The sequence below is a fragment of the Halochromatium roseum genome (assembly GCF_016653315.1).
Lineage (GTDB): Bacteria > Pseudomonadota > Gammaproteobacteria > Chromatiales > Chromatiaceae > Lamprobacter > Lamprobacter roseus.
In genome coordinates this window covers 52,943-78,679 of sequence record NZ_NHSH01000072.1, presented here as the reverse complement: position 1 = coordinate 78,679, position 25,737 = coordinate 52,943, and the positions used below count along the sequence as shown (strand labels likewise).

General features: G+C 63.3%; 22 protein-coding genes. 17 read left to right on the top strand and 5 right to left on the bottom strand.

Annotated elements, in window-relative coordinates; all coding sequences use genetic code 11:
* Nucleotides 1-24: 24 nt before the first annotated feature.
* The 15 genes from leuC to CCR96_RS19995 all read left to right on the top strand — a co-directional run bounded on the left by leuC (nt 25) and on the right by CCR96_RS19995 (nt 17,803).
* Entirely contained in the window at nt 25-1,443 is a 1,419-nt protein-coding gene (gene leuC, locus CCR96_RS20065; RefSeq protein WP_201222760.1) for a 3-isopropylmalate dehydratase large subunit, read from the top strand.
* 2 nt (nt 1,444-1,445) lie between these two features.
* Nucleotides 1,446-2,099, top strand: coding sequence for a 3-isopropylmalate dehydratase small subunit (leuD, locus tag CCR96_RS20060; protein ID WP_201222987.1), 654 nt, complete (start codon nt 1,446-1,448; stop codon nt 2,097-2,099).
* Nucleotides 2,100-2,374: 275 nt separating this feature from the next.
* Nucleotides 2,375-3,463: a 3-isopropylmalate dehydrogenase gene (leuB, locus tag CCR96_RS20055; RefSeq protein WP_201222758.1), complete on the top strand. Its 1,089-nt coding sequence runs from the start codon at nt 2,375-2,377 to the stop codon at nt 3,461-3,463.
* Nucleotides 3,464-3,573: 110 nt separating this feature from the next.
* Nucleotides 3,574-4,689, top strand: coding sequence for an aspartate-semialdehyde dehydrogenase (gene asd / locus CCR96_RS20050; protein WP_201222756.1), 1,116 nt, complete (start codon nt 3,574-3,576; stop codon nt 4,687-4,689).
* A 159-nt stretch (nt 4,690-4,848) separates the two neighbouring features.
* Nucleotides 4,849-7,533, top strand: coding sequence for a motility hub landmark protein FimV (locus CCR96_RS20045; RefSeq protein ID WP_201222754.1), 2,685 nt, complete (start codon nt 4,849-4,851; stop codon nt 7,531-7,533).
* Between the two features lie 128 nt (nt 7,534-7,661).
* On the top strand, nt 7,662-8,528 hold the full coding sequence (gene truA, locus CCR96_RS20040; RefSeq protein WP_242519236.1) for a tRNA pseudouridine(38-40) synthase TruA: 867 nt from the start codon (nt 7,662-7,664) through the stop codon (nt 8,526-8,528).
* Between the two features lie 35 nt (nt 8,529-8,563).
* Nucleotides 8,564-9,193 (top strand): phosphoribosylanthranilate isomerase, encoded by a 630-nt coding sequence (locus CCR96_RS20035; protein WP_201222752.1) that lies wholly within the window; start codon nt 8,564-8,566, stop codon nt 9,191-9,193.
* 22 nt (nt 9,194-9,215) lie between these two features.
* Entirely contained in the window at nt 9,216-10,424 is a 1,209-nt protein-coding gene (trpB, locus tag CCR96_RS20030) for a tryptophan synthase subunit beta (RefSeq protein WP_201222983.1), read from the top strand.
* On the top strand, nt 10,421-11,254 hold the full coding sequence (trpA, locus tag CCR96_RS20025; protein ID WP_201222750.1) for a tryptophan synthase subunit alpha: 834 nt from the start codon (nt 10,421-10,423) through the stop codon (nt 11,252-11,254). Before trpB ends, trpA begins: the two co-directional genes overlap by 4 nt.
* A 22-nt stretch (nt 11,255-11,276) precedes the next feature.
* Nucleotides 11,277-12,215, top strand: coding sequence for an acetyl-CoA carboxylase, carboxyltransferase subunit beta (accD, locus tag CCR96_RS20020; RefSeq protein WP_201222981.1), 939 nt, complete (start codon nt 11,277-11,279; stop codon nt 12,213-12,215).
* A 164-nt stretch (nt 12,216-12,379) separates the two neighbouring features.
* On the top strand, nt 12,380-13,675 hold the full coding sequence (folC, locus tag CCR96_RS20015) for a bifunctional tetrahydrofolate synthase/dihydrofolate synthase (protein WP_338035921.1): 1,296 nt from the start codon (nt 12,380-12,382) through the stop codon (nt 13,673-13,675).
* A 35-nt stretch (nt 13,676-13,710) separates the two neighbouring features.
* Nucleotides 13,711-14,379: an SPOR domain-containing protein gene (locus CCR96_RS20010; RefSeq protein WP_201222740.1), complete on the top strand. Its 669-nt coding sequence runs from the start codon at nt 13,711-13,713 to the stop codon at nt 14,377-14,379.
* A gap of 194 nt (nt 14,380-14,573) precedes the next feature.
* On the top strand, nt 14,574-15,065 hold the full coding sequence (locus CCR96_RS20005; protein ID WP_201222738.1) for a CvpA family protein: 492 nt from the start codon (nt 14,574-14,576) through the stop codon (nt 15,063-15,065).
* 12 nt (nt 15,066-15,077) lie between these two features.
* Nucleotides 15,078-16,595 (top strand): amidophosphoribosyltransferase, encoded by a 1,518-nt coding sequence (gene purF, locus CCR96_RS20000; protein ID WP_201222736.1) that lies wholly within the window; start codon nt 15,078-15,080, stop codon nt 16,593-16,595.
* Complete coding sequence (locus CCR96_RS19995) at nt 16,592-17,803, top strand: O-succinylhomoserine sulfhydrylase (RefSeq protein ID WP_201222734.1); 1,212 nt, start codon at nt 16,592-16,594, stop codon at nt 17,801-17,803. Before purF ends, CCR96_RS19995 begins: the two co-directional genes overlap by 4 nt.
* A 227-nt stretch (nt 17,804-18,030) precedes the next feature.
* On the opposite strand, the gene tal is transcribed toward CCR96_RS19995, so the two are convergent.
* The gene (gene tal / locus CCR96_RS19990; RefSeq protein WP_201222732.1) at nt 18,031-18,999 is read right to left on the bottom strand and encodes a transaldolase; all 969 of its coding nucleotides are present in this window, start codon (nt 18,997-18,999) and stop codon (nt 18,031-18,033) included.
* A 298-nt stretch (nt 19,000-19,297) separates the two neighbouring features.
* Here tal and CCR96_RS19985 point away from each other — a divergent pair, with 298 nt between their 5' ends.
* Nucleotides 19,298-21,163 (top strand): CYTH and CHAD domain-containing protein, encoded by a 1,866-nt coding sequence (locus CCR96_RS19985; RefSeq protein ID WP_201222730.1) that lies wholly within the window; start codon nt 19,298-19,300, stop codon nt 21,161-21,163.
* A gap of 62 nt (nt 21,164-21,225) precedes the next feature.
* Here the strand turns inward: CCR96_RS19985 and dapE are convergent, their stop codons facing one another.
* From dapE to dapC, 4 genes are all read right to left on the bottom strand, one after another.
* Nucleotides 21,226-22,383: a succinyl-diaminopimelate desuccinylase gene (dapE, locus tag CCR96_RS19980; protein WP_201222728.1), complete on the bottom strand. Its 1,158-nt coding sequence runs from the start codon at nt 22,381-22,383 to the stop codon at nt 21,226-21,228.
* 59 nt (nt 22,384-22,442) lie between these two features.
* Nucleotides 22,443-22,796 carry an ArsC family reductase gene (locus CCR96_RS19975; protein ID WP_201222719.1) on the bottom strand — a complete coding sequence of 118 codons (354 nt, stop codon included), beginning with the start codon at nt 22,794-22,796 and terminating at the stop codon, nt 22,443-22,445.
* Between the two features lie 51 nt (nt 22,797-22,847).
* Nucleotides 22,848-23,681: a 2,3,4,5-tetrahydropyridine-2,6-dicarboxylate N-succinyltransferase gene (gene dapD / locus CCR96_RS19970; protein ID WP_201222717.1), complete on the bottom strand. Its 834-nt coding sequence runs from the start codon at nt 23,679-23,681 to the stop codon at nt 22,848-22,850.
* A gap of 257 nt (nt 23,682-23,938) precedes the next feature.
* Nucleotides 23,939-25,135 (bottom strand): succinyldiaminopimelate transaminase, encoded by a 1,197-nt coding sequence (gene dapC / locus CCR96_RS19965; RefSeq protein WP_201222715.1) that lies wholly within the window; start codon nt 25,133-25,135, stop codon nt 23,939-23,941.
* Nucleotides 25,136-25,362: 227 nt separating this feature from the next.
* Between dapC and CCR96_RS19960 the strand changes: the two genes are divergently transcribed.
* Nucleotides 25,363-25,737 carry a VOC family protein gene (locus tag CCR96_RS19960; RefSeq protein ID WP_201222707.1) on the top strand — a complete coding sequence of 125 codons (375 nt, stop codon included), beginning with the start codon at nt 25,363-25,365 and terminating at the stop codon, nt 25,735-25,737.

Genomic DNA, 25,737 nt, shown 5'->3' with positions numbered 1-25,737 from the left:
TTTTCTGATTCGGAGCAACGCCCGATGGCGGCTCAACACAACTCACCAAGAACCCTGTTTGACAAGATTTGGGACGACCATGTCGTTCGCACCGATGAGCATGGCACGGTCTTGCTCTATATCGATCGGCAACTGGTGCACGAGGTGACCTCGCCGCAGGCCTTTGAGGGGCTCAGGCTCGCCGGCCGCAAGCCGCGCCGCCCCGAGGCCAACCTGGCGGTGCCGGATCACAACGTGCCGACCAGCGACCGCCATCTTGGCATCGTCGATCCGATCTCGCGTCTGCAGGTCGAGACGCTCGAGGCCAACTGCCGCGAATTCGGCATCCAGCTCTTCGACATGGGTGATCCGCGCCAGGGCATCGTGCATGTCATCGGCCCCGAGCAGGGCTTTACCCAGCCCGGCATGACCCTGGTCTGCGGCGATAGCCATACCTCGACCCATGGCGCCTTCGGCGCGCTCGCCTTTGGCGTGGGCACCTCCGAGGTCGAGCATGTGCTGGCCACCCAATGCCTGCTGCAGCGCAAGCCGAAGAGCATGCTGGTGCAGGTCGAGGGGGCGCTGGGTCGTGGCGTCACCGCCAAGGACATCGTGCTGGCGATCATCGGCGAGATCGGCACCGCTGGCGGTACTGGGCATGTGATCGAGTATGCGGGCGAGGCGATTCAGGCGCTGAGCATGGAAGGCCGGATGACGGTCTGCAACATGACCATCGAGGCCGGCGCGCGCGCCGGGTTGATCGGCATCGATGAGCAGACCATCGATTATCTGCGCGATCGCCCGCGGTCGCCGAAGGGCGAGGCCTTCGAGCAGGCGGCGGCCTATTGGCGCTCGCTGAACACGGATCCGGGCGCCGAGTACGATCGCGTGGTGCGCATCGACGCGGCCAGTATTCGCCCGCAGGTGACCTGGGGCACCTCACCCGAGATGGTGGTGCCGATCGACAGCGAGGTGCCAGATCCCGATGCGGTGGCCGATCCGGTCAAGGCCGGCAGTTATCGCCACGCGCTGACCTATATGGGTCTCAAGCCGCTGACGCCGATTGCCGAGATTGGCATCGATAAGGTGTTCATCGGCTCCTGCACCAATGGGCGCATCGAGGATCTGCGCGCGGCGGCGGAGGTGGCCAAGGGGCGTCGAGTGGCCGAGTCGGTCAAGCTGGCGATGGTCGTCCCCGGCTCCGGTCTGGTCAAGGAACAGGCCGAGGCCGAGGGGCTGGACCAGATCTTCATCGACGCCGGCTTCGAGTGGCGCGAGCCCGGCTGCTCGATGTGTCTGGCGATGAATGCCGACCGGCTCGAGCCGGGCGAGCGCTGTGCCTCGACCTCGAACCGCAATTTTGAAGGGCGTCAGGGGCAGGGCGGTCGCACCCATCTGGTCAGTCCGGCGATGGCCGCCGCGGCGGCGGTTGCCGGGCGCTTCGTCGACGTGCGGGAGTTTTGATGATGAAAGCCTTCGAGACCTTTCGCGGTGTGGTGATGCCGCTCGATCGCGCCAATGTCGACACCGATGCGATCATCCCCAAGCAATTCCTGAAGTCGATCCAGCGCACCGGCTTCGGCCCGAACCTGTTCGACGAATGGCGCTATTTGGATCATGGCGAGCCGGGTCAGGATTGCAGCAACCGACCGCTGAACCCGGACTTCGTGCTCAATGATCCGCGCTATGCCAAGGCCGAGATCCTGCTCACCCGGCACAACTTCGGCTGCGGCTCCTCGCGCGAGCATGCGCCCTGGGCGCTGGACGGTCAGGGCTTCCGGGTGCTGATCGCGCCGAGCTTCGCCGACATCTTCCGGCAGAACGCGATCAAGAACGGCCTGCTGCCGATCGTGCTCGATGAGCAGACCGTTGATGCGCTGTTTGCGCTCGCCGGCGGCGTGACCGCGCTCGAGATCGAGGTCGACCTTGTGACGCAACAGTTGCGGCCCAGCGGCGGTGAGCCGATCGCCTTCGAGATCGACGCCTTCCACCGCCACTGCCTGCTCAATGGGCTCGATGACATTGGCCTGACCCTGGAGCGCGCCGACGAGATCGCCGCCTATGAGCAGCGGCGGCAGCAGCAGGCCCCCTGGCTGTTTGCGTCACCAGCATCGGTCTAGCTGCGACATGGCATAAAGAATAACCACAGATTCAAACAGATGGACACCAAATCCTAGCGCCGCTTAGCCGTTGTCCAGGTTCTCCTTCCCTGGGCGCTTGATCGCTAGCGATCGGCAAAGCGAGACGAACGATGTAGGCACTCCATGAGCAGGCACTCCATGAGCAGGCACTCCATGATCAGTGTTCATCGGTGTCTATCTGTGGTTCAACATCCACGCCTAAAGGCCAATGGGGCGGTGCTCGTCACACGCCCCTTGCTTCAACGGAGACTCGATTGACCAAGAAGATTCTTATCCTGCCCGGCGATGGCATCGGCCCCGAGATCGTCGCCGAGGCGGTGAAATTACTCGACTGCCTGCGCGCTGATTTCGGACTCGACATCGAGACCGAGACCGCCTTGGTCGGCGGCGCGGCCTATGACGACTGCGGCTCGCCGCTACCGGCGTCGACCCTCGACCTGGCCAAGGCGGCCGATGCGGTGCTGCTCGGCGCCGTCGGCGGCCCCAAGTGGGAGCCGCTGGAGATCGCGCTGCGCCCGGAGAAGGGCCTGCTCGGCCTGCGCGCTGGGCTTGGCCTGTTCGCCAATCTGCGCCCGGCGATCCTCTACCCGCAGCTGGCCGAGGCCTCGACCCTGAAGCCCGAGGTCGTTTCCGGGCTCGATATCATGATCGTGCGCGAGCTCACCGGCGGCATCTATTTCGGCCAACCGCGCGGTGTCGAGACGCTGGCCAGCGGCGAGCGGCGCGGCATCAATACCCTGGTCTATACCGAATCCGAGATCGAGCGTATCTGCCGCGTCGCCTTTGAGGCCGCGATGCGGCGCGGCAAGCGTCTTTGCTCGGTCGATAAGGCCAATGTGCTGGAATGCACCGAGCTGTGGCGCGAGGTGGCGATCCGGGTCGGCCGCGACTATCCCGAGGTCGAGCTCAGTCATATGTATGTCGATAACGCGGCGATGCAGCTGGTGCGCGCGCCCAAGCAGTTCGACGTGATGGTGACCACCAACATGTTCGGCGACATCCTCTCCGATGCGGCGGCGATGTTGACCGGCTCGATCGGCATGCTGCCCTCGGCCTCGCTGAACGCCGACAATCAGGGCATGTACGAGCCGATCCATGGCTCGGCGCCGGATATCGCTGGCAAAGGCGTCGCCAATCCGCTCGCCACCTTGCTCTCGGTCGCGATGATGCTGCGCTACTCGCTGGCGGCGCCGGAGCAGGCGGATCGGATCGAGCAGGCGGTGTCTCAGGTGCTGGATCGCGGGCTGCGCACCGGCGATATTGCCTCGCCTGGCACGGAAACGGTCGGAACCGCGGCGATGGGTGACGCGGTGCTCGAGGCGATGCGCGCTGCGGCTGCTTAGAATACAAGCGCGCCTCTTTTTGTGCAGGTCGTGTATTGTTTCGTTTGTTTTTCTTCGCATATCACTGTTCGTGTTGTTCCTGAACGGTGCCTAACAAAGGTGAGCACTCGATGAATCGAGTCGGTTTCGTTGGCTGGCGTGGCATGGTGGGCTCGGTCCTGATGGACCGGATGCGTGAGGAGGATGATTTCGCGCTGATTCCCGAGGCGCGTTTCTTCTCGACCTCGCAACAGGGCGAGCCGGGTCCGGATGTGGGGCAGGGCGCGCAGCCGCTGCTCGATGCCCATGATCTGGACGCCTTAGCTGGGATGGATGCCATCGTCACCTGCCAAGGTGGTGACTATACCGGGCAGGTATTCGAGCCGTTGCGTGCGCGCGGCTGGCAGGGCTATTGGATCGATGCCGCCTCGACGCTGCGGCTGCGTGAAGACAGCACCATCGTGCTCGATCCAGTGAATCTGGATGTGATCAAGCAGGCGTTGGCGGCGGGCAAGCGCGACTTCATCGGCGGCAATTGCACGGTTAGCCTGATGCTGATGGCGGTCGGCGAGCTGTTGCGCCGTGACCTGGTCGAATGGGTCAGCGCCATGACCTATCAGGCAGCGTCCGGCGCTGGCGCGCGCAACATGCGAGAGCTGCTCTCGCAGATGGGCGCCCTGCAGGCCAGTGTCAGCGAGCTGCTGGCTGATCCGCGCAGCTCGATCCTCGATATCGATCGTGGGGTGACGGCGGCGATGCGTGCCGAGGCCTTCCCCGCCGAGCAATTCGGCGCGCCGCTCGCCGGCAGCCTGATCCCCTGGATCGACAAACCGATGGAGAACGGCCAGTCGAAAGAGGAATGGAAGGGCGGCGTCGAGACCAACAAGATCCTGGGCCGGGAGGAGAACGCGATACCGATCGATGGCACCTGTGTGCGCATCGGCTCGATGCGCTGCCACAGTCAAGGGCTGACGATCAAGCTCAAGCAGGCGATCCCGATCGACGAGATCACCGCCATGCTCGCCGAGGCCAACGATTGGGTGCAGGTGGTCCCGAACGAGCGCGAGCAGACCGTCGCTGAACTGTCGCCGGCGGCCGTGACTGGCACGTTGCGCATCCCCGTCGGCCGACTGCGCTCGATGGCGCAAGGTCCGCAGTTCCTAAACGCCTTTACCGTGGGCGACCAGCTGCTTTGGGGGGCGGCTGAGCCGCTGCGCCGGATGCTTCGCATCCTCTTCGAGCGTTGATGCTGCGGCGTGGGGCTGTCGATCGTCAAGCGACTGCGACACCAATCATCTCCGGTCGCTTTTCCTAAGGTGCTACCGCGGGCCTGGCCGCAACGGCCAACGCTAACAGCGCTCAAAGGTGGGGCACTCCGCTGCCGCACGCTGAGCCTATTGCTCGGTATGGCTACCCTTTTGCAAGGTCAGCCGATTGCAGCGCTGGGCCTCGGCGAACTGCACACCCATTCCGCACTCAACCAGCCTTTTTATGCTGAGATCGAGCTGTTCGAGGTCGACCAGAACGCGCTTGATGCGGTTAAGGCCAGTCTGGCCAGCCAGTCAGCATTTGAGCAGGCCGGGATCGAGCGCCCGCATGCGCTGACACGCCTGCAGTTCACGCCGATGATGGGCCCTCGGGGTGAACCGATGATTCAGGTGATCACCCGTGAGCCGATCCGCGAGCCGTACCTGGATCTGTTGGTGGAGGTGATTTGGCCAGATGGGCGGCTAGTGAAAGAGTATGCGGTGCTGCTCGACCCGCCCGCCGTGGGCGGACAACGCACGCCGCGCGCAGCACCGCCGCCCCCTGCGCGAGCGACTCAGTCGCCATTGGCGGCGGCTGCACAGGCCTCGAACGCGTCCCGCATCGAGCCAGACTCAGCCGCATCGTCCGATGTTCAGCGCCCTGAGTCTGTGGAGACCGCAAGCGCTGAGCAGCCCGCAGCCTCGCAGTCGTCGGCAGAAGGTGCCGAACGGGCCGATGTCGAGGGTCTGAGGGTTGACGTTGAGATCCCAGCGTCGGCGGCGGAGCTCGATTTTCCGTTGCGCTATGGCCCGATTCGCCCTGGGGATGGTCTGATCAGGATCGCCCGTCGTCTGACGCCGCCTGGGGCAACTCTCGAGCAGACCGCAATGGCGATCTATCGCAACAGTCAGGACGCCTTTCACAACGCCGATATCAATGAGCTGCGGATCGGTGCCGAGCTGGTCATTCCAACCGCTGCCGAACTCTTCGCGTTACCACCGCAGGCTGCGCTCGCGCAATATCGATCGGCGTTGGCGGGTCGTCCAGCGGTGGCCGCCCCGCTGACCGATCTAGACGTGCGTTTGAGCATTGCGACCGCGGAGGTGGGCCAAATACCCGCTGTGGATAGCGAGGCGGGCGAGGTTGCTGAGGACGCGCAGGCCGACCTCGATCTTCCAGACTTGGCACCAGCGTCTGCCTCGGAGCTGAGCGCGAGACCTATTACCGACAGTGAAGTTGAAGATAGTGAAGTTGAAGATAGCGATGCTGAAGATGGCGATGCTGAGAACGTGCAGGGCGACCTCGATCTGCCAGACTTGGCGACAGCGTCTAATCCAGATGTGACTGAAGCGCCAGCGCCGAGCCCGTCTCAGACGGATGCCGTGCTCGAGGCGGAGATGTTGTTGCTACGCGAGGTGAGCGAGGCCAATCGCCAGGAGGCGACTGAGCTCCGAACACGCGTCAAGGAGCTGGAGGCGCAGCTCGAGGATATTCGACGCCTGCTCGAGCTGCGTGATGCGCAACTGTTCAGCTTGGCCATGGCCGAGGGGCAAACGGCTGACAGCCTGCCCCAAGAGCCGGCTGAGACCGGAGATCACGCTGGTGCGGCGACCCCGTCTACGGCTCTCGACCAGAGCTCCGCAGCCCTCTCAGCTGCTGGGACGAGCCGTGACGATGCCAGCGCTGGCGAACCGGAAACGGTGTCAGAGTCTGATCCAATGACGGTGATCAGCGCCTGGCGCCAAGCGCTACCGAGCTGGGAATTGCCGCTCTTGGGTGTGGGGTTGCTCTTGGCCTTGCTCGGGCTGGTACGGTATCGCCGCAGTCGGCAAACATCTTCGGTCGCTGCATTGGATGCCGATGCCGATGCCGATGTCGAGATCGATGACGACGACATCATGCGCGCAAGAGACATCGACAACGAGCCGTTTTTGGATGATCTGCAGTTAGACCCCGAGTGGCCAATCGCCGAGACGATCGAGTTCGACGCCCTGACCGGCGAACAGACGCTGGCAACGGCTGAGATGACCCAGCACGAGATGCTGGCTCCTGAGCCGGCGGCTGAACCTGTACAGGATGCTGAACGTGGGGCGCAGATCAAACCGGCCCATGTTGGCGAGGGTCCAGAGGTTGAATCACTTATCGAGGAAATGCCAGAGGTTGGCTCTGTTGACGCTGAGGCGCCAGCGGGTGATGCCGTTGTCGACGGTGATGACGGTGATGATGAGGAGCTGTTCCTCGATCTCGACGAACTCGAGCAGGTGGCGGAGTCAGGCCCAGCGCAGCCGCCTGAGCCGCCGTTTGCGCTGGACCAGCCAGCCGTTGGTGATCAGTCGTTGGCCGAGGACCAAGGTCGCTATGAACTCGATCTTGCGGCCCTCGATGCGCTAACCGACGCTGAGCCGAGCCCTGCTGCGCGGCCTGAGCCTGAATTAGGCCCTGTCGTTTCGGGGCCGTCGCAACCGGTCGAGGATCAATCATTCGAGGATCTTGACGATCTCGAACTACCCACCCTTGCCGATCTGCCCGATCCTGACGCAACGGCGTTGGCTGCGTCACCGACCTCCGATCAGGACGCCGAGCAGGATGCCGAGCAGGACGTTGATCAGACCGCCGGGGATCTTGGTCGCGTTGCGGTCGCAGCAGAGGAGGGAGGCGATGAACGTTGGCCCATCGAAGGTGATGAGGGTTGGGATGAGGTTGGCCTCAAGCTCGATTTGGCGCGCGCCTATCTGGACATGGACGACCCGGATGCGGCGAGCGCTATCCTGAAAGAGGTGGTCGCTGAAGGCCGTGATGAGCAGCGACGTGAGGCCGAGGCACTGTTGGCCAAGCTCAGCTAAGAAACTGTCCATCTGGACAGCCACTAAGGGACAGGGCGCGTCCCCACCCTGGACGATGAAGCGCTGGTTTCACGCTAACCCCATGATTCGGCGACGATTGGCCATGAGAGATAAGGATAATATAAGGCATGATGATGAGCCCTGCCGATGCCGTCAGCACGACACCGCGAATCGCGCTTGGCGTCGAATATCTCGGCACGCAGTATTGCGGTTGGCAGTTTCAGCATCACGCGCTCAGTGTGCAGCAGGTGTTGGAACAGGCGCTTGCACAGGTTGCTGATCAACCGATCCGAGTCCACTGTGCGGGTCGCACCGATGCGGGCGTTCATGCGACCGGGCAGGTCGTGCATTTCGAGCCCCCGGTCGAGCGCCCAGAACGCGCCTGGACCCTGGGCGTCAACGCGAACCTGCCCGACGATGTCGCGGTGCGCTGGGCGCGCCCGGTCGGGGCCGATTTTCACGCCCGTTTCTCGGCCGTGGCACGGCATTATCGCTACTTGATTCTGCGTCGGCCGGTGCGCTCGGCGCTCTGGCATCGACGCGCACTCTGGACCCATCGGTCGTTGGCGGTCGAGCCCATGCGTGAGGCGGCCGCGGCGCTGATCGGGCGACATGATTTCACCAGCTATCGCGCGCTGGCCTGTCAAGCGAAGAGCCCGGTGCGCACCTTGCACTCTCTCGATCTGATCGAGCGTGGCGAACTGCTCGAGCTGCGCGTCGGCGCCGATGGCTTCCTGCATCACATGGTGCGGAATCTGGTTGGCGTGCTGCTGGCGATTGGGCGTCGGGATCGGCCCGCCAGCTGGGCTGCTGAGCTACTGGCGCAGAAGGATCGCGCGCGCGGCGGCGTTACTGCGCCCGCACATGGCTTGTATCTAGTCGGCGTCGACTATCCGGCCGCCTATGGACTGCCGCGCGACCTGGAGGATTTGAGCCCGGATGACGGCAGACCAGGCGATGGCGGGCCAGACGAGCATGGCCTGGCTGTGATCTAATGCGCGGTTTCTGATGATGGGGAGCGGCGCGCTCGATGCGAACGCGGGTCAAGTTCTGTGGTCTCACCCGGCTTGCGGATGTCGATGCGGCCGTCGCGCTCGGGGTCGATGCGGTTGGGCTGGTCTTTCATTCGGCCAGCCCGCGTGCTGTGGATGCGGAGCAGGCGGCTGCCTTGGTTGCCGCCGTGCCGGCCTTTGTGACCGCGGTTGGACTGTTCGTTGATGCCGAAGCCGATCGTGTTCGGGCCGTGCTCGAACGGGTTCCGCTCGGCGCGCTGCAGTTCCATGGCAAGGAGCCGGCGGACTATTGCCGCAGCTTTGGTCGGCCTTGGATCAAGTCGGTCGCCGTGCGTGCCGGCGTTGATCTCGAGGCCGAAGCGCAGCGCTACGCTGGCGCGACCGCGCTGCTGCTCGATACCTATGACCCGGCCCTCGCCGGTGGCACCGGCCGCCGTTTCGACTGGGATCTGGTGCCGGCCCAGCAGGCGCAGCGCATGATCCTTGCCGGCGGGCTGTCGGCGGCGAACGTCGCTGATGCGATTCGCCAACTACGCCCTTATGCCGTCGATGTGAGCGGCGGGATCGAGCGGGCGAAGGGCGTCAAAGACCCAGACAAGATGACTGACTTTATGAAAGGTGTACGTGATGGCGACCAGAGCGGATGATCTCGGACTCGGTAAGCCGCCGATGATGGCGGCTGAGCCTTATCAGTGGCCGGATGCCCGTGGCCATTTCGGCCCCTACGGCGGGATGTTCGTGCCCGAGACGCTGATGCATCCGCTGACCGAGCTGCGTCAGGCCTACGAGCGCTATCTCGGTGATCCGGACTTCCTGCGTGAGTTGGACGCCGACCTGCGTGACTACGTTGGGCGCCCGTCGCCGGTCTACCATGCCGAGCGTTGGAGTCGCGAGTTGGGTGGCGCACAACTCTTCCTGAAGCGCGAAGACCTCAATCACACCGGCGCGCACAAGGTCAACAACACCATCGGCCAGGCGTTGCTGGCACGGCGCATGGGCAAGACCCGCATCATCGCCGAGACCGGGGCAGGCCAACACGGCGTTGCCAGCGCGACGGTCGCGGCTCGGCTCGGGCTGGAATGCGTGGTCTACATGGGCGAGGTCGATGTCGCGCGCCAGGAGGCTAATGTCTACCGCATGCGTCTGCTTGGCGCCGAGGTGGTCGCGGTCAAGTCCGGCACCCGCACGCTCAAGGACGCGCTGAACGAGGCGATGCGCGATTGGGTCACCAACGTCGATAACACCTTCTATATCATCGGCACCGTTGCGGGCCCGCACCCCTATCCGGCGATGGTGCGCGACTTCCAATCGGTGATCGGCCGCGAGGCGCGGGGGCAGATGATCGAGCAGAGCGGGCGACTGCCGGACGTGGTGATGGCCTGCGTTGGCGGTGGCTCGAACGCGATCGGGCTGTTCCATCCGTTCATTGGGGACACTGAGGTTGCGATGATCGGCGTCGAGGCCGCCGGCGATGGGCTTGATACGGGCCGTCATGCGGCGCCGCTCTGTGCCGGCACGCCGGGTGTGCTGCATGGCAATCGGACCTATCTGATGGAGGACGCAAACGGCCAGATCCAAGAGACGCATTCGGTCTCCGCTGGGCTCGATTACCCGGGCGTTGGTCCCGAGCACGCTTGGCTCAAGGATACTGGCCGGGCGAGCTATGTCGCGGTGACGGATGACGAGGCGCTCGCGGCCTTTCATGGCCTGACTCGCACCGAGGGCATCATCCCTGCGCTCGAGACCAGCCATGCGCTGGCCTATGCGGCCAAGCTGGCGCCAACCATGCGCAAGGATCAAAGCATCCTGATCAATCTCTCGGGCCGAGGCGATAAGGACATGCAGACCGTCGCGCGCATGGAGGGGCTGCAGCTATGAGCCGCATCCAGACCCTGTTCGAGCGCCTGCGCGGCGAGGGCCGCACCGCGTTGATCCCGTTCATCACCGGCGGTGATCCAACGCCCGCGCTGACCCTGGAGCTGATGCATCGGATGGTCGCTGCTGGCGCCGATCTGATCGAGCTTGGGGTGCCGTTCTCTGATCCGATTGCCGATGGGCCGGTGATTCAACGGGCGACCGAGCGGGCCTTGGCGCAGGGGGTCTCCTTGCGCGATGTGCTGGGCATCGTGCGCCGCTTCCGCGAGACCGATGATCAGACGCCGGTGGTCCTGATGGGCTATCTGAACCCGATTGAGGTGATGGGCAATGCGGCCTTCGCTGAGGCGGCAAGCGAGGCCGGTATGGACGGCGCGCTGATCGTCGATGTGCCGCCGGAAGAGAGTCATCAGCTGGTCGACGCGATCAAGGCGCAGGGGCTCGACCTGGTCTACCTGCTGGCGCCGACCTCTGATGCGGCGCGTATCGAGGCGATCGCTGAGGTGGCCTCTGGTTTTGTCTACTATGTCTCGGTCAAAGGGGTGACCGGCGCCGGTCATCTCGATGTCGACGAGGTCAAATCCAAGTTGGACGCAATTCGCGCACGCATCGAACTGCCGGTTGGGGTCGGCTTCGGGATCAGGGATGCCGCGACAGCGGCGCAGGTGGCGCAGGTCGCCGATGCGGTGATCGTTGGCAGCGCCATCGTCGGCCGCATCGAGGCGCTTGCGCAGGAAGGGCAGGCGGAGCGGATTCCGGCCGTGATTGGCGACTTCCTCAGCGAGCTGCGGGTCGCGATCGACCAGACCAACGACGGAGGCCAGCATGGCTGAGAAGAGCGCCCGTGGTGAAGCGATGAGCTGGTTCGAGAAGCTGATCCCGAGTCGTATCCGGACCGAAGCGATTAGCAAGCGGGCGGTGCCCGAGGGGCTCTGGGACAAGTGCCCAGGCTGCAACGCCGTGCTCTACCGGGCTGAGCTGGAGCGCAACCTCGAGGTCTGCCCCAAGTGCGGCCATCACAATCGGATACTCGGGCGTAAACGGCTCGAGCAGTTCCTTGATCCGGAATCGGCCGAGGAGGTTGGCGTCGAGCTGGACTCGACTGATCCGCTCAAGTTCAAGGACATGAAGAAGTACAAGGATCGGCTCAGCCAGGCGCAGAAGCAGACCGGCGAGAAGGAGGCCCTGATCGTCATGCGTGGGCGGCTCAAGGGCATGGCCTGCGTTGCGGCGGCGTTCGAGTTCCGTTTCATGGGTGGATCGATGGGCTCGGTGGTTGGCGAGCGTTTCGTGCGCGGAGTCGATGCCGCGTTGGAGCAGGACGCCCCCTTCGTCAGCTTCTCGGCGAGCGGCGGCGCGCGCATGCAGGAGTCGCTGTTTTCGTTGTTCCAGATGGCCAAGACCAGCGCGGCGCTCGGCCGTTTGCGCGAGGCACGTCTGCCCTTCATCTCGGTGATGACCGATCCGACCATGGGCGGTGTCTCGGCGAGCCTGGCGATGCTGGGGGATATCAATATCGCCGAGCCGGGCGCGCTGATCGGGTTTGCGGGTCCACGGGTGATCGAGCAGACGGTGCGCGAGACCCTGCCGGATGGCTTCCAGCGCAGTGAATTCCTGCTTGATCATGGGGCGCTGGATCAGATCTGTGACCGACGTGAGCTGCGTGATCGGATTGGTAATCTGGTCGCGATGCTGATGCGACGCTCACTGCTCGATGAAAGTCTCGTCGAGAGCAACAGCGCGAACGAGTCGGTGGTCACCGAGTCGCGCGCCTTGTTGCCGAGTCCGCTCTGAACAAGTCCGCTCTGAACATGGTTGCCGCCAGCCCTTGGGCACCTGCTGATGCTAGCGCGACTGAGTTTGGTCAGACTGCGTCTGGTCCGGCCGATTCTGACCTGAGCAGTGTCGGGTCGAGCCGCTCCGGCCTGATTGAGTCAACAGAGGCTGTTTCAACGGTTTTGAACCTGCGTTTTCAGACCTTGGCAGACTGGCTCGCGTGGCAGGAGACACTGCACCCGAGCCGGATCGATCTCAGGCTCGAGCGCATCGGTGGGGTCTGGCAGCGGTTGCATCCTGAGCTCCGTCCGGGCCGCCTGCCATGCGCCGTGATCACCGTTGGTGGTACCAACGGCAAGGGCTCCTGTGTTGCCTACCTGGAGGCCTGGTATCGGGCGGCCGGCTACCACTGTGGCGCCTATACCTCGCCGCATCTGCTGCAGTACAACGAGCGCGTCCGGATCGACGGCGAGATGGCGACTGATGCCGAGCTATGCGCGGCCTTCGCGCGCATCGATCAGGTCCGGGCCGAGGCGTCGCTGACCTATTTCGAGTTTGGCACCCTAGCCGCGTTGGACCTCTTCGTGCGGGCTGGGGTCGAGATCGCTCTGCTCGAGGTTGGTCTTGGTGGGCGTCTGGATGCGGTGAACATCATCGATGCCGATGTCGCGCTGGTGGCCAGTATCGGTTTTGACCATACCGCTTGGCTCGGTGATACCCTCGATCTGATCGCGTTTGAAAAGGCTGGTATCTTCCGCGCCGGACAGCCGGCGGTGATCGGGCAGCGCGATGCGCCGGCGCGCTTGCGTGAGCGTGCAGGGGAGATCGGCGCGCTGCCGATGCAGCTTGGGCAGGAGTTCGACTGGTCCTCAGAGGCTGGACAATGGGCCTGGCATGGAGCGAACGGTAAGCGGTATGCTGCTTTGCCCGCGCCGGCCTTGCGGGGGCGCCACCAGTTAGACAATGCTGCTGCAGCGCTCTGCGCGATGGAGCAGCTCAGCGATCGGCTCCCCGTCAATCTGGCGGCGATTCGCCAGGGACTGTTGCGGGTCAAGCTCGATGGTCGCTTCACCGTACGACCAGGGCGGCCGACTTGGATTCTCGATGTCGCGCATAATGATCAAGCGGCACTGACCTTGGCCGAGAATCTCGCCCGTTATCCCTGTGCTGGGCGACGTCTTGCGGTGCTCTCATTGCTTGCGGATAAGGATGCCAGCGCCGTCATCGCGCCGCTTGCGCCTTTGATCGAGGCTTGGCACCTTGCACGCTCGGCGAGTGATCGAGGCATGGCCCTAGAGGATTTAACCGCCGCCTTGGCCAAGAGCGAATCGACGGCCAGCTATGTCGCACATCCCGATCTCGATCAGGCACTCGCCGCAGCCGCAGCGCAAGCGGGGCCAGATGATCTGATCCTGGTGTTCGGCTCTTTTGTGACGGTCGAGGCTGCACTGCGCAGTTCGATCATTGCTACTGTATAATCATCTGTTGTGCAACGAGCGGATATCCTGGGGGCATGACGCAGATGGATGAGGCGGCTAAGAGACGTCTGGTCGGTGCGGCCGTATTGGTTGCGCTGGCGGTGATCTTTGTGCCGATGCTGGTCGAGCGGGGCGCTGATGATCTTGGCGAGCCGATTGTCATCCCAGAAGCGCCTGATCTGGATGGTGTGGCTGATGGCGATTCGAGTTTCGCCGAGTCGGGATATGATCCGCAGCTTCCCGATCCTGACGTTGTGTTGTTGCCGCTTCCAACGCCGGAGCCTCCGCCGTCGGCGCTCGATGCTGAGTCCGCCTCGGCCGAATCTCGGTCTGATCGCCAGACTCAGCCCGGCACGTCGCCAGCAGAGCGTCGTGCGAGCGAGTCAAACAGGGTGACAGATACCAACGACGGGCGCGGCGAGACCATCGCCCGTGCGGCCGCGGGTCCTAAGCCGGTGCCCCCTGGCACCAGCGCCTGGGTCATCCAGGTCGCGAGTCTCGGCTCGCCGGAAGCGGCCCAGGCCCTCCAAGACGAACTGCGCAACAAGGGCTATCCAGCCTTTGTCGAGCAGGCGAATGTGAGCGGCCGTCGCTATTACAGGGTTCGGATTGGTCCTGAGATCGAGCGTGCTCGGGCGGACCGTCTTGCCACGCAGCTTGCCGCCGAGACCGGTGGTCAGCCATTGGTTCAGCGCTACCCCTAACGCTCATGGCGCGTTGCCACCCCGGACAATGAATCGCCTGAGATTCAAGTTAAGTGCTGCGACGCCTGTGCTGTTGCGGTCTGCGCCGGCGCATCGAGCCGGTTTCCTGGTCGAAGCTGACGGGCCGAGGCTGCCAGGCATTCGATCTACGCTTGTTCAAGAGAGTGTTCGACGAGGCTTAGGCAGGACTCACTATGATCTGGGTTGATTACGTCATCATCGCGATCATCGCGCTTTCGGCGCTGATCGGGCTGGCAAGAGGTTTGGTGCGCGAGGTGATCTCGCTTGCGGTCTGGGTTGCTGCCTTGGCGGCGGCCTGGCTGTTCTACGAGCCGGTGGCGCTTGAACTGACGCCCTGGATCTCGACGCCGTCCGTGCGCATCGGGGTCGCGGTCTTGATCCTGGTGTTCGGTGTACTCATCGTCGGCGCCATCCTCGGCTATATGCTCGCGACCCTCGTCGATAAGACGGGGCTGAGTGGCACAGATCGGTTGCTTGGCGTGGTCTTTGGCGCTGCGCGGGGCGCGGTGCTGGTTGCCCTGGTGGTCTTCTTGGCTTCGCTGACACCGGTCACCGAAGATCCTTGGTGGGATCAATCGCAACTGCTCGATCAATTTAAGACCCTAGCGGATTGGATGCTGGAGCAGGTGCCGCCGGATGTCTCCGAGCGCATCAAGGCGTTGTGAGGAAGTAAGGCCATGTGCGGAATAGCTGGCATCGTAGGCAAGTCGCCTGTCAATCAGATCCTCTACGATGCCTTACTGGTGCTACAGCATCGTGGTCAGGATGCCGCCGGTATCGTCACCAGCGACAGCAAGAAGTTGCACATGCGCAAAGACACGGGGCTGGCGCGCGATGTGTTCCGCACCCGGCATATGCTGCGACTTCGCGGCAACATGGGTATTGGCCATGTGCGCTATCCGACCGCTGGCGGCTCTTGTTCGTCTGAGGCACAGCCGTTCTACGTCAACTCGCCCTACGGCATCGTGCTGGCGCACAACGGCAACCTGACCAACGCCGAAGAGCTCAAGCGTGACGTCTTTGTCGACGATCTCCGGCATATCAATACCGAGTCCGATTCCGAGATCCTGCTCAACGTCTTCGCGCATGAGCTGCAGTTGCAGAACAAGCTGCGCATCGACGAGCAAGACATCTTCCGTGCGGTTGAGGGCGTGCACCGGCGCTGTCGGGGTGGCTATGCAGCGGTGGCGATGATCCCCGGTTTTGGCGTGTTCGGCTTCCGAGATCCGCACGGCATCCGACCGGTCGTCTACGGTAAGCGCGAGACCGACGCCGGCGAGGAGTACATCATCGCCTCTGAGAGCGTGGCCCTGGATACCATTGGTTTTGAGCTGATCGGCGATGTGGCCCCGGGTGAGTGCGTCTTCATCGATGTCGAGGGTCATCTGCACACCAAGCAATGCGCGCCGCAGCCGGTGCTCTCGCCTTGTATCTTTGAGTTCGTCTACTTCGCGCGGCCAGACTCGATCATCGACAACATCTCGGTGCACAAGGCACGCTCGCGCATGGGCAAGAAGCTGGCGAGCAAGATCAAACGGGACTGGCCCAGTCACGATATCGACGTCGTGATTCCGGTGCCGGATACCAGCCGCACCGCCGCGCTGCAGTTGGCCAATCATCTCGGCGTGCCCTATGCCGAGGGCTTCATCAAGAATCGCTACATTGGTCGCACCTTCATCATGCCGGGCCAGCAGGTGCGGAAGAAATCGGTGCGGCAGAAGCTGAACGCGATCGATCTCGAGTTTCGCAAGAAGAACGTGCTGCTGGTCGATGACTCGATCGTCCGCGGCACCACCTCGCAGCAGATCATCCAGATGGCGCGGGACGCGGGTGCGCGTAAGGTGTACTTCGCGTCTGCCGCGCCGCCGGTCCGGTATCCGAACGTCTACGGGATCGATATGCCCTCGGCCAGCGAGCTGATTGCGCATGATCGGAGCGAGGCCGAGATCGAGCAAGCGCTCGGCGCCGACCGGCTCTTTTTCCAAGACCTCGATGATCTCATCGACGCAGTACAAAAGCGTGGCAAGAGTTTGGTCGACCGCTTCGATACCTCGGTGTTCGATGGGGTCTATGTAACGGGCGATGTGACCCCGGGCTACCTCGAAGAGCTGGAGCGCGCTCGCAACGACGGCGCCAAGGAAGAGCGCCAGTCGCGCCAGGACGAGACCGTGATCGAGCTCTACAACACCGCATGAATCTCGCCACCCGCGCGATCCGCATTGGGCATCAGCGTACCGCTGAGGGTGAGCACTGCGAGCCGATCTTCGCGACCTCGAGCTTCGTCTTCGAGAGTGCCGCTGAGGCCGCCGCGCGCTTTTCTGGCGAGCAGCCGGGGAATATCTACTCGCGCTTCACCAACCCAACCGTACGTGCCTTTGAGCAACGGCTCGCAGCGCTCGAGGGCGGCGAGTCTTGCGTTGCAACCGCGTCCGGGATGGCGGCGATCCTGGCCACCTGCATGGGCTTGCTGCAGGCTGGAGATCGCATCCTCGCCGCACGCAGTCTGTTCGGCAGCACCACCATGCTGTTCGACAAATACCTTGCGCGCTTCGGCATCGCCACCGACTACGTCCCGCTCAGCGACCTCGACGCCTGGGCCGCCGCGATCCGCCCTGAGACCAAACTGCTGTTCGCCGAGACGCCATCGAATCCGCTGACGGAGATGGTCGCAATCCGACCCTTGAGTGAGATTGCCCACGCGCAGGGTTGCCTGCTCGCAATCGATAACTGCTTCTGTACACCCGCGCTGCAGCGCCCGCTCGAGCATGGTGCCGATCTGGTGATCCATTCGGCGACCAAGTATCTCGATGGACAGGGCCGCTGCGTTGGCGGTGCGGTGGTCGGCGATGCCAAGCGGGTGGGCGAAGAGGTGTTCGGTGTCGTGCGCACGGCCGGTCCCTCGCTCAGCCCGTTCAACGCCTGGTTGTTTCTGAAGGGACTGGAGACACTGCCATTGCGCATGCGCGCCCATGCCGCGAGTGCGCAACTGCTGGCTCAGTGGCTCGACGAACATCCGGCCGTGGCGCGCGTCTACTATCCCGGCCTGCCCGATCACCCGCAGCATCATCTCATCGCCAACGGCCCCAGCGCCGGTCCAGAGGCGCAGCAGCAGACCGGTGGCGGCATCATCGCCTTCGAGGTGGCATCGGCCCATTCGAGCCGAGCGCGCGAGGCTGCTTGGTCGGTCATCGACGCCACTCAGATGCTCTCGATCACGGCAAACCTTGGTGACACCAAGACCACCATCACCCATCCGGCGACGACCACCCACGGCCGGCTGAGCCCCGAGGCGCGAGCTGCAGCGGGGATTAGTGAGGGTCTGATCCGGATCGCCATTGGGCTCGAGGATTGGGTTGATATTCAGGCCGATCTGGCGCGCGGGCTGGCCCCGGCCCCGATGTAGCCTCGCTGTCTCGATTGTGTGTCTTTATCACGCTCGGCAAGCTCTGCGTGTTGCGTGCTCTGATTGGCGTCAGCGCCGATGAGCGGGCGCTGTTTGAATGCTGAGGGCCTGGAGCCGTTTGCCGTGGATCGAAGACCCGCGCATCATCGCTGTTGCGCTCGCGCAATCCCTTGCCCTGTGAGGATTCCGCCGCGAATGCCACGGGTAAGTACAGTCGGATAGGCGTCTCAGCAGTTCTTGCAGATCTCGCGGGTAAATTCCTCGAGCTTGTGGGTGTCGGCGGCGAACAGTCGGATACCTTCGGATAGCTTCTCGGTGGCCATCGCGTCCTCGTTCAGGGCCCAACGGAAGCCCGGCTCATCGTAGCTGACACTCGGAATCTCCATCGAACGTGCCGCTTCGGCGTCGAGCTTACGCGGCACTGGGCCGTCGGCCTCGGCAAGCTCGGCGAGGAACTTAGGCGCGATGGTCAGATAGTCGCAACCGGCCAGCTCGAGGATCTCGTCGAGATTGCGGAAGCTGGCGCCCATGACGATGGTCTCGTAACCATGGCGTTTGTAATAGTTGAAGATCTCGGTCACCGATTTGACGCCGGGGTCTTCGTCGGCGGGATAGCCTGTGACGTTCTCGGCATGCTTGTACCAATCGAGAATGCGTCCGACAAAGGGCGAGATCAGGGTCACGCCGGCCTCGGCACAGGCAACGGCTTGGGTGAAGCTGAACAGGAGCGTGAGGTTGCAGTGCACACCCTGCTTCTGGAGATACTCGGCGGCGCGAATACCCTCCCAAGTGGAGGCGATCTTGAACAGCACCCGCTTGCGAGCATCGATGCCGACTTGGTCGTAGAGGTCGATCAGGCCCTCGGCGCGGGCGATCGTGGCCTTGGTATCGAAGGACAGCCGCGCGTCGATCTCAGTGGAGACTCGGCCGGGCACGATCTTGAGGATCTCGGCGCCGAAGTTGACCGCGAGCTTGTCCATGGTCCAACGTGCGTGCTCGTCGGCGTTATTGCCCTTGTCCTTGCCAAAACTCACCGCGTCTTCGACCAGGTGGCGGTAGGCTGGCATCTGCGCGGCCTTATAGAGCAGTGACGGATTGGTCGTCGAATCTTGCGGCTTGTACTCGGCGATGGCCTCGAAGTCGCCGGTGTCGGCGACGACGGTGGTCATGGTCTTGAGTTGATCGAGCTTGCTCATGCAGTCACCTCGTCTGGATTAGTCATGGTTCAGCGTTCACCTGAGCGATCACCATGGTCGATCAAGATAACGATTGTGACATGGTTGCGATAACGGCGGCAGCAAGAGGCCGGAGGCTCCGGAACGGCTTATCGGGTCGCTTGCTCTGTGAGTAACGATCACAATATTGGAGGATTGCTATTGTCGACCAGCGCTGCTGGCGGTGTGCAAGAGGCCTCGGTGTTTGTCGATCTGCCAGGTGGAATCAGCTGTAACTGACATCGCCTCCATCTAAGCCACTGTCGAGAGCTTTCATAAGATGCGCCAAATCACCTCAGGGGCGGCCGAGTTCTTGGTCCCATCTGGGCTCGAGCGGCATGCGCTGATCGATGCGATTGATGAGCTGATCCCTGCTGCGCGAGAACCGGACGTCACGCTGAGTCGTCGCTTTTACGACAGCTTCGACTGGCGGCTGTTCGTTGCAGATGTCAGCCTCGAAGGCTGTTGTGGTGAGACCTCGGCGTCGCCGGATCCAACGACGCCGTATCTAACAATGAGTCTGTTTGCGGGCGCGCAGCCGGCGCGTTCGATACTGTGCTGGCGCGATCTCCGTGAGCCCGATGCTGCGCCGATCATACAGCCGCTCGAATCCGAGCCTGGGCTGCTTGATGAGATGCCGGCTGGACCGGTGCGGGATCGGCTTGCGCCTCTGCTTGAGATGCGTCGGCTGCTGCCAATGGTGGAGGTGATCTCGCAACAGACGCCTGTGCGCTTGTTGAATGAGGATGAGAAGACCGTCGTGCGGCTGGTGGTCGAGCAGAACCGCTTCCGAGAGCCGAATGCTGGCCGTCACGGAGACCTGAGGTGTCGGCTGAGGCTGCTGCCCATCAGGGGCTACGCGGAGGCCTTCGAACAGGCGCGGCTGGTGCTGGAAAAGCGGCTTGGATTATCCGCACTCGAGGAACCGTTAGCACAAGAATCGCTGGCACAGGAGGCGCTGCTGGCCGCGGGTCATCGACCCGGCGCTTATTCGACCAAGCTTGATCAGAAGCTCCATCCTGGTCAGCGTGCCGATCTGGCGACAAAACAGATCCTGCGCGGACTGCTCGAGACGCTTGAGGCCAATCTCGAGGGCGCGCGCCAGAATCTCGATAGCGAGTTCTTGCATGATCTGCGGGTTGCGACCCGCCGCACACGCTCGGCCCTGAGCCAGATCAAGGGTGTGTTTCCAGAAGCCCTGGTCGCTGATTTCAAGCAGCGCTTCGCCTGGCTGCAGCAGGTGACCGGTCCAGTGCGCGATCTGGATGTCTATCTACTCGATTTTCCGGATATGGAGCGACGATTGCCGCCCGCTTTGCGCGGCGACTTGAAGCCGCTGCATGAGCAGCTCGTCTGGCAGCATGCGGAGGCTCAGCGTCAGCTTGCAGCTGAGCTTGGATCGACAGCGTTCAACAGCCTGCTACGAGATTGGCACTGCTTTCTCGAGTCAGAGGTGCTGGTCTCTGAAGCGCCGACCGCTGAAGCGATTGACTTCCGCGATCAAAAGCGACACGCACACCCGCGTCATAGCCCGTTGCCAAGTGATGCTGGGTTGCCGAGACAAGCGCTATTGCCAAAACAGGCCGCGGTGCCGATCAAGCAGGTCGCGGATCAGCGCATTCGCAAGATGCTCAAGCGAGTGCGCGCGGAGGGTAGGGCGATCACCCAGGATTCGCCCCCTGAGTCTCTCCATGAGCTGCGCAAGAGCTGCAAGAAGCTGCGCTATCTGATGGAATTTTTCCAGAGCCTGTACCCAAAGGGGCAGGTGCGTGAGCAAATCAAACAGACCAAGCTACTGCTGGATAATCTGGGGCGATTTCAGGATACCGCCGTGCAGGCACAGCATCTGCGCGAGCATGCCGAGTCGAGCGTCAATGCCAGTGCCGGTACTCGCGCCAATCCCGATGCCAATACGGGTGCCGGTGCCAAGTCCAGCGTCACTAGCACGAGCTCCAATGCCAGCAAGAATGGGCTTCCGCCCGCAACCTTACTTGCAATGGGCGCACTGATTGGTCAGCTCCTGAGTGATCAGGCCAGCGCGCGTGCGACCTTCAATGAGGTCTTTGCCGCTTTCGACAGTGCCGAGAACGCCAAGCGTTTCAAGACCCTGTTCGCGACTCATGCGCATCAGCGGAAATCGCGGTAGACGAACGCGGGATTCCTGTAGTGAGTGGGTGGGTAGCGAGTGGTGAATGAGGGGCTGAGTGTTTATCTGAGTAGTCGGCGCAAGATGTCGCTGTAGATGGCTGAGAGCTGCTCGAGTTCGTCGACGCCAACGCATTCGTTGACCTTGTGGATGGTGGCGTTGATCGGCCCGAGTTCGACGACTTGGGCGCCGGTGGGGGCGATGAAGCGGCCATCGGAGGTGCCACCGACGGTTGAAAGCTGAGTTGGCTGGCCGGTAACGCTGAGGATGGCGGCTTGGGCGGCCTCGACGAGGGCGCCTGCCGGGGTGAGGAACGGATGCCCGGAGACGCGCCAGTCGATCTGGTGGTCGAGGCCGTGGCGGTCGAGGATGGCGTGGATGCGCTGCTGGAGCCGCTCTGGCGTCTGCTCGGTGGAGAAGCGTAGATTGAACAGGACCTCCAGCTCGCCGGGAATCACATTATCGGCACCCGTGCCGGCGTGGATGTTCGAGATCTGGAAGCTGGTCGGCGGGAAGTGGTCGTTGCCCTGATCCCAAGAGGCCGCGCAGAGTTCGGCCAAGGCCGGCGCCGCGCGGTGCACGGGGTTGTCGGCGAGTTGCGGATAGGCGACATGGCCTTGCTTGCCGCGGATGCGCAGCCGGCCGCCGAGGCTGCCGCGGCGGCCGTTCTTGATCACGTCGCCGAGCCGCTGATGGCTCGAAGGTTCACCGACCAGCGCATAGTCGATGCGCTCATCGCGGGCTGAAAGTGCTTCGACCACGCGCCGGGTGCCGTCAATCGACGGGCCTTCCTCGTCGCTGGTGATCAAGAAGGCGATCGAGCCCCGGTGATCGGGGTGTTCAGCGATGAACCGCTCGGTCGCGGTGATCATGGCCGCCAGCGAGCCTTTCATGTCGCAGGCGCCGCGACCGTAGAGCAGGCCGTCGCGGATCTCGGGGGTGAACGGATCAGAGGCCCAGTCGGTGAGCGGGCCTGGCGGCACCACATCGGTATGGCCGGCGAAACAGAACAGCGGGCCGTCGCTGCCGCGGCGTGCCCAAAGGTTATCGACCTCGCCGAAGCGCATCGGCTCGATGCGGAAGCCGAGCGCCGCCAACCGCTCGGCCATCAATGGCTGGCAGCCGGCGTCTTCTGGGGTGACCGAGTGGCGCCGGATCAGGTCTCGGGCCAGTTCTAAGGTTGGGGAGGCCAAAGAATCGGCAGTGGAATCGAAAGACATCGTGGGGCTCATCAACCTGGAGCCGGCGCATCGCGGGCCGGCGATACTGAAAAGGACGCTCAGCGAAAGATCGCCGCGTACTCGGCCTCGGAGAAGCCGAGATAGCGCTGCTCGCCGGTATCAAGCAGCGGCCGGCGGATGATCGAGGGCTGCTCGAGCATCACCCGGATGGCCTGGTCCTCGTCCATGCCCTCGCGCAGGGCCGGATCGAGCTTGCGCCAGGTCTGGCCACGCCGGTTGATCAGCGCCTCCCAGCCGAGCGTGCTGATCCAATCGCGCAGCAGCGCCTCGTCCAATCCCTGCGTCTTGTAGTCGTGGAACTGGTAGGCGATGCCCTGGGCGTCGAGCCAGGCGCGCGCCTTGTTCATGCGGTCGCAGTTGCGAATGCCATAGAGCTTGAGTACTTGGGACACGGATCGGGACCTTGTCGAAAACCGGGTGGGCGGGCTGGCGGGAGGTTGCGCTCAGATATCGCGCAGCAACTCGTTGATGCCGACCTTGCCGCGGGTCTTCTCGTCGACCTGCTTGATGATCACCGCGCAGTAGAGGCTGTGGCTGCCGTCTTTCGCGGGCAGGTTGCCGGGGACGACGACAGCGCCAGCCGGCACTCGGCCATAGGTGATCTCTCCGGTCTCGCGATGATAGATCTTGGTGCTCTGGCCGATGTAGACGCCCATCGAGATCACTGCGCCCTGCTCGACGATGACGCCTTCGACGATCTCCGAGCGGGCGCCGATGAAGCAGCCGTCTTCGATAATGGTCGGCGCGGCCTGGATCGGCTCGAGCACGCCGCCGATGCCGACGCCGCCGGACAGATGCACGTTCTTGCCGATCTGCGCGCAGGAGCCGACCGTGGCCCAGGTGTCGACCATGGTGCCCGAGTCGACATAGGCGCCGATGTTGACGTAGGAGGGCATGAGCACACAGCTCGGCGCGATGTAGGAGCCGCGTCGGGCGGTGGCCGGCGGGACCACGCGCACGCCGCCGTCGCGGAAGTCCTTGGAGCTGACATCGGCGAACTTCGAGGGCACCTTGTCGTAATAGTTGGTGAAGCCGCCCTTGATGAACTGATTGTCTTCGATCCGGAACGAGAGCAGCACCGCCTTCTTGATCCAGTCGTTGACCATCCAGTCACCGTCGTGTGGCTGGGCGACGCGTAGCTCACCGCAATCCAGGCGTTCGATGGTGTCGATGACGGCATCGCGCACGCGGGTCTCGACCGTGCGTGGGGTGATCTCGGCGCGGTGCTCGAAGGCCTGCTCGATGATGGCTTGTTGTTCGCTGTGCTGGTCGGACATGGGGGGCTCCTGTGGAGACTAATGAAAAGAGAGCGGTGGAGAGAAGGGGGTTGGACAGGCGTTGCTAAGTGGCTGTCCACTTTCTACTTACCGATGATCGCTCAACACTGGCCATAAAATCGGGAAGAAGTTGATGGATACTTTCTAAGGCCATTTCTGGCAAACCTTGTCGCTTTATCCGCAAAGATTGCGAACCCCAGATGGACATAGATCCTCGCCGTTTCTATCCATATTGATCTGTGTTTATCTGTGGTTGTTCATAACCGCTCGCAGACGGCGCGGATGCGCTCCGCGGCTTCGATGCAGTCATCGAGCGGTGGCACCAGCGCCATGCGGATATGGTTCAGGCCGGGGTCGCCGTGCTCGTCGGCGCGCGACAGGAAGCTCCCGGGCAGCACGCGCAGATGTTGCTCGGCGAGTAGACGGCGCGCGAACTCGGTATCCGAGATCGGCGTATGCGGCCAGAGATAGAAGCCGGCCGGTGGTGTGCTGAACGCGAGCACGCCGTCCAGAATTGCGGTCACGGCGGCAAACTTCTCGCGATACAGGTGCCGATTCTCGATTACATGCGCCTCATCTTGCCAGGCCAGCAGGCTCGCCTGCTGATGCTGCAACGGCATCGCGCAGCCATGGTAGGTGCGGTACCGGAAGAACGGCTCGATCAGCTGCGCATCGCCAGCGACGAAGCCAGAGCGGAGTCCAGGCGCATTCGAACGTTTCGACAGGCTATGGAAACAGAGGCAACGGCGATAGTCGTCGAGACCAAGCGCTGCGGCGGCCTGCAGCAACCCGGGCGGTGGACTCGCCTCGTCAAGATAGAGTTCGGCGTAGCATTCATCGGAGGCGATGATGAAGTCGTGCCGCTGTGCCAGCTCGATCAGCCGCATCAGCTGGGCCTGATCCATCACCGCGCCGGTCGGATTGCCGGGCGAGCAGATGTAGGTGAGTCGGCATCGCTCCCAAACCGTTTCCGGGACAGACTCGAGGTCGGGCAGCCACTGCGTCTCCTCGGTGCAGGGGAGCAGATGGGGCGTGGCACCCGCGAGCAGTGCGGCACCTTCGTAGATCTGGTAGAAGGGGTTCGGCATCAGCACCAGCGCATCCTCGCGCGGGTCGATCACCGCTTGGGCAAACGCGAAGAGCGCCTCGCGCGTGCCGTTGACCGGTAGCACCTGGGTCTGCGGGTCGATACCGCTGGGGCCAAGCCCGTAGCGGCGACCGAGCCAGTCGGCGATCGCCTGGCGTAGCTCGATCAGCCCGCGTGTGCTTGGGTAGACGGAGAGCTGGTGCACATGCGCGAGCAGCGCGTTGGCGATGAACGATGGCGTTGAATGCTTCGGCTCGCCAATCGAGAGCGCGATCGCCGGGATGTCGGCCGGCGGCTCGATATCCTGCATCAGCGCCGCCAGCTTCTCGAATGGATAGGGTTGTAGGCGGCTGAGGTTTGGATTCATGACGGGCGAGCGGTCGACCTGCGGATGTTAAGCTGCGGGGCCGTTGCAAGAAGGCTTCGATCAAGCAAGGTTTCGATGAACAATCCGCCAGTATAGGCCAGGGGGCTGATCTGCTCCACTCGAGTGCTGGCGCTCAGCTTCATGGCGCGTCGTCATCCCGGCAGGTCAAGCGATTGATTCAACGCTGGTGCTCGGCTAATCGGTACAACCTACTGGAGCAGATTTCGATGCGTTTGATTCATGCTATCCACCATGTCAGCCTCATCGTCGCCGACACTGAGCGCGCCTTGGGCTTCTATCGCGACTTGCTGGGGCTCGAGGTGGAGCCTGGGCGACCAGACCTGGGTTATCCCGGTGCCTGGTTGAAGCTTGGTGGGCAGCAGATCCACCTGCTGGAGCTGCCGAATCCGGATCCGGTTGAGGCGCGCCCTGACCATGGTGGGCGCGATCGGCATCTGGCTGCGACGGTGGCTGATCTTGATGCGGTTGCTGCCGTGCTCGATGCCGCCGGCATCGCCTATCGCCTGAGTCGTTCCGGACGCCGAGCACTGTTCACGCGTGATCCGGATGCCAATGCGCTTGAGCTGATCGAACAGTCGTAA

Bases quoted from the DNA above. Each gene is read 5' to 3' on its own strand.
- leuC (WP_201222760.1), top strand. From the start codon at position 25: ATGGCGGCTCAACACAACTCACCAAGAACCCTGTTTGACAAGATTTGG.
- leuD (WP_201222987.1), top strand. From the start codon at position 1,446: ATGAAAGCCTTCGAGACCTTTCGCGGTGTGGTGATGCCGCTCGATCGC.
- asd (WP_201222756.1), top strand. From the start codon at position 3,574: ATGAATCGAGTCGGTTTCGTTGGCTGGCGTGGCATGGTGGGCTCGGTC.
- CCR96_RS20045 (WP_201222754.1), top strand. From the start codon at position 4,849: ATGGCTACCCTTTTGCAAGGTCAGCCGATTGCAGCGCTGGGCCTCGGC.
- truA (WP_242519236.1), top strand. From the start codon at position 7,662: ATGATGATGAGCCCTGCCGATGCCGTCAGCACGACACCGCGAATCGCG.
- CCR96_RS20035 (WP_201222752.1), top strand. From the start codon at position 8,564: ATGCGAACGCGGGTCAAGTTCTGTGGTCTCACCCGGCTTGCGGATGTC.
- trpB (WP_201222983.1), top strand. From the start codon at position 9,216: ATGATGGCGGCTGAGCCTTATCAGTGGCCGGATGCCCGTGGCCATTTC.
- trpA (WP_201222750.1), top strand. From the start codon at position 10,421: ATGAGCCGCATCCAGACCCTGTTCGAGCGCCTGCGCGGCGAGGGCCGC.
- accD (WP_201222981.1), top strand. From the start codon at position 11,277: ATGAGCTGGTTCGAGAAGCTGATCCCGAGTCGTATCCGGACCGAAGCG.
- CCR96_RS20010 (WP_201222740.1), top strand. From the start codon at position 13,711: ATGACGCAGATGGATGAGGCGGCTAAGAGACGTCTGGTCGGTGCGGCC.
- CCR96_RS20005 (WP_201222738.1), top strand. From the start codon at position 14,574: ATGATCTGGGTTGATTACGTCATCATCGCGATCATCGCGCTTTCGGCG.
- purF (WP_201222736.1), top strand. From the start codon at position 15,078: ATGTGCGGAATAGCTGGCATCGTAGGCAAGTCGCCTGTCAATCAGATC.
- CCR96_RS19995 (WP_201222734.1), top strand. From the start codon at position 16,592: ATGAATCTCGCCACCCGCGCGATCCGCATTGGGCATCAGCGTACCGCT.
- tal (WP_201222732.1), bottom strand. From the start codon at position 18,999: ATGAGCAAGCTCGATCAACTCAAGACCATGACCACCGTCGTCGCCGAC.
- CCR96_RS19985 (WP_201222730.1), top strand. From the start codon at position 19,298: ATGCGCCAAATCACCTCAGGGGCGGCCGAGTTCTTGGTCCCATCTGGG.
- dapE (WP_201222728.1), bottom strand. From the start codon at position 22,383: ATGTCTTTCGATTCCACTGCCGATTCTTTGGCCTCCCCAACCTTAGAA.
- dapD (WP_201222717.1), bottom strand. From the start codon at position 23,681: ATGTCCGACCAGCACAGCGAACAACAAGCCATCATCGAGCAGGCCTTC.
- dapC (WP_201222715.1), bottom strand. From the start codon at position 25,135: ATGAATCCAAACCTCAGCCGCCTACAACCCTATCCATTCGAGAAGCTG.
- CCR96_RS19960 (WP_201222707.1), top strand. From the start codon at position 25,363: ATGCGTTTGATTCATGCTATCCACCATGTCAGCCTCATCGTCGCCGAC.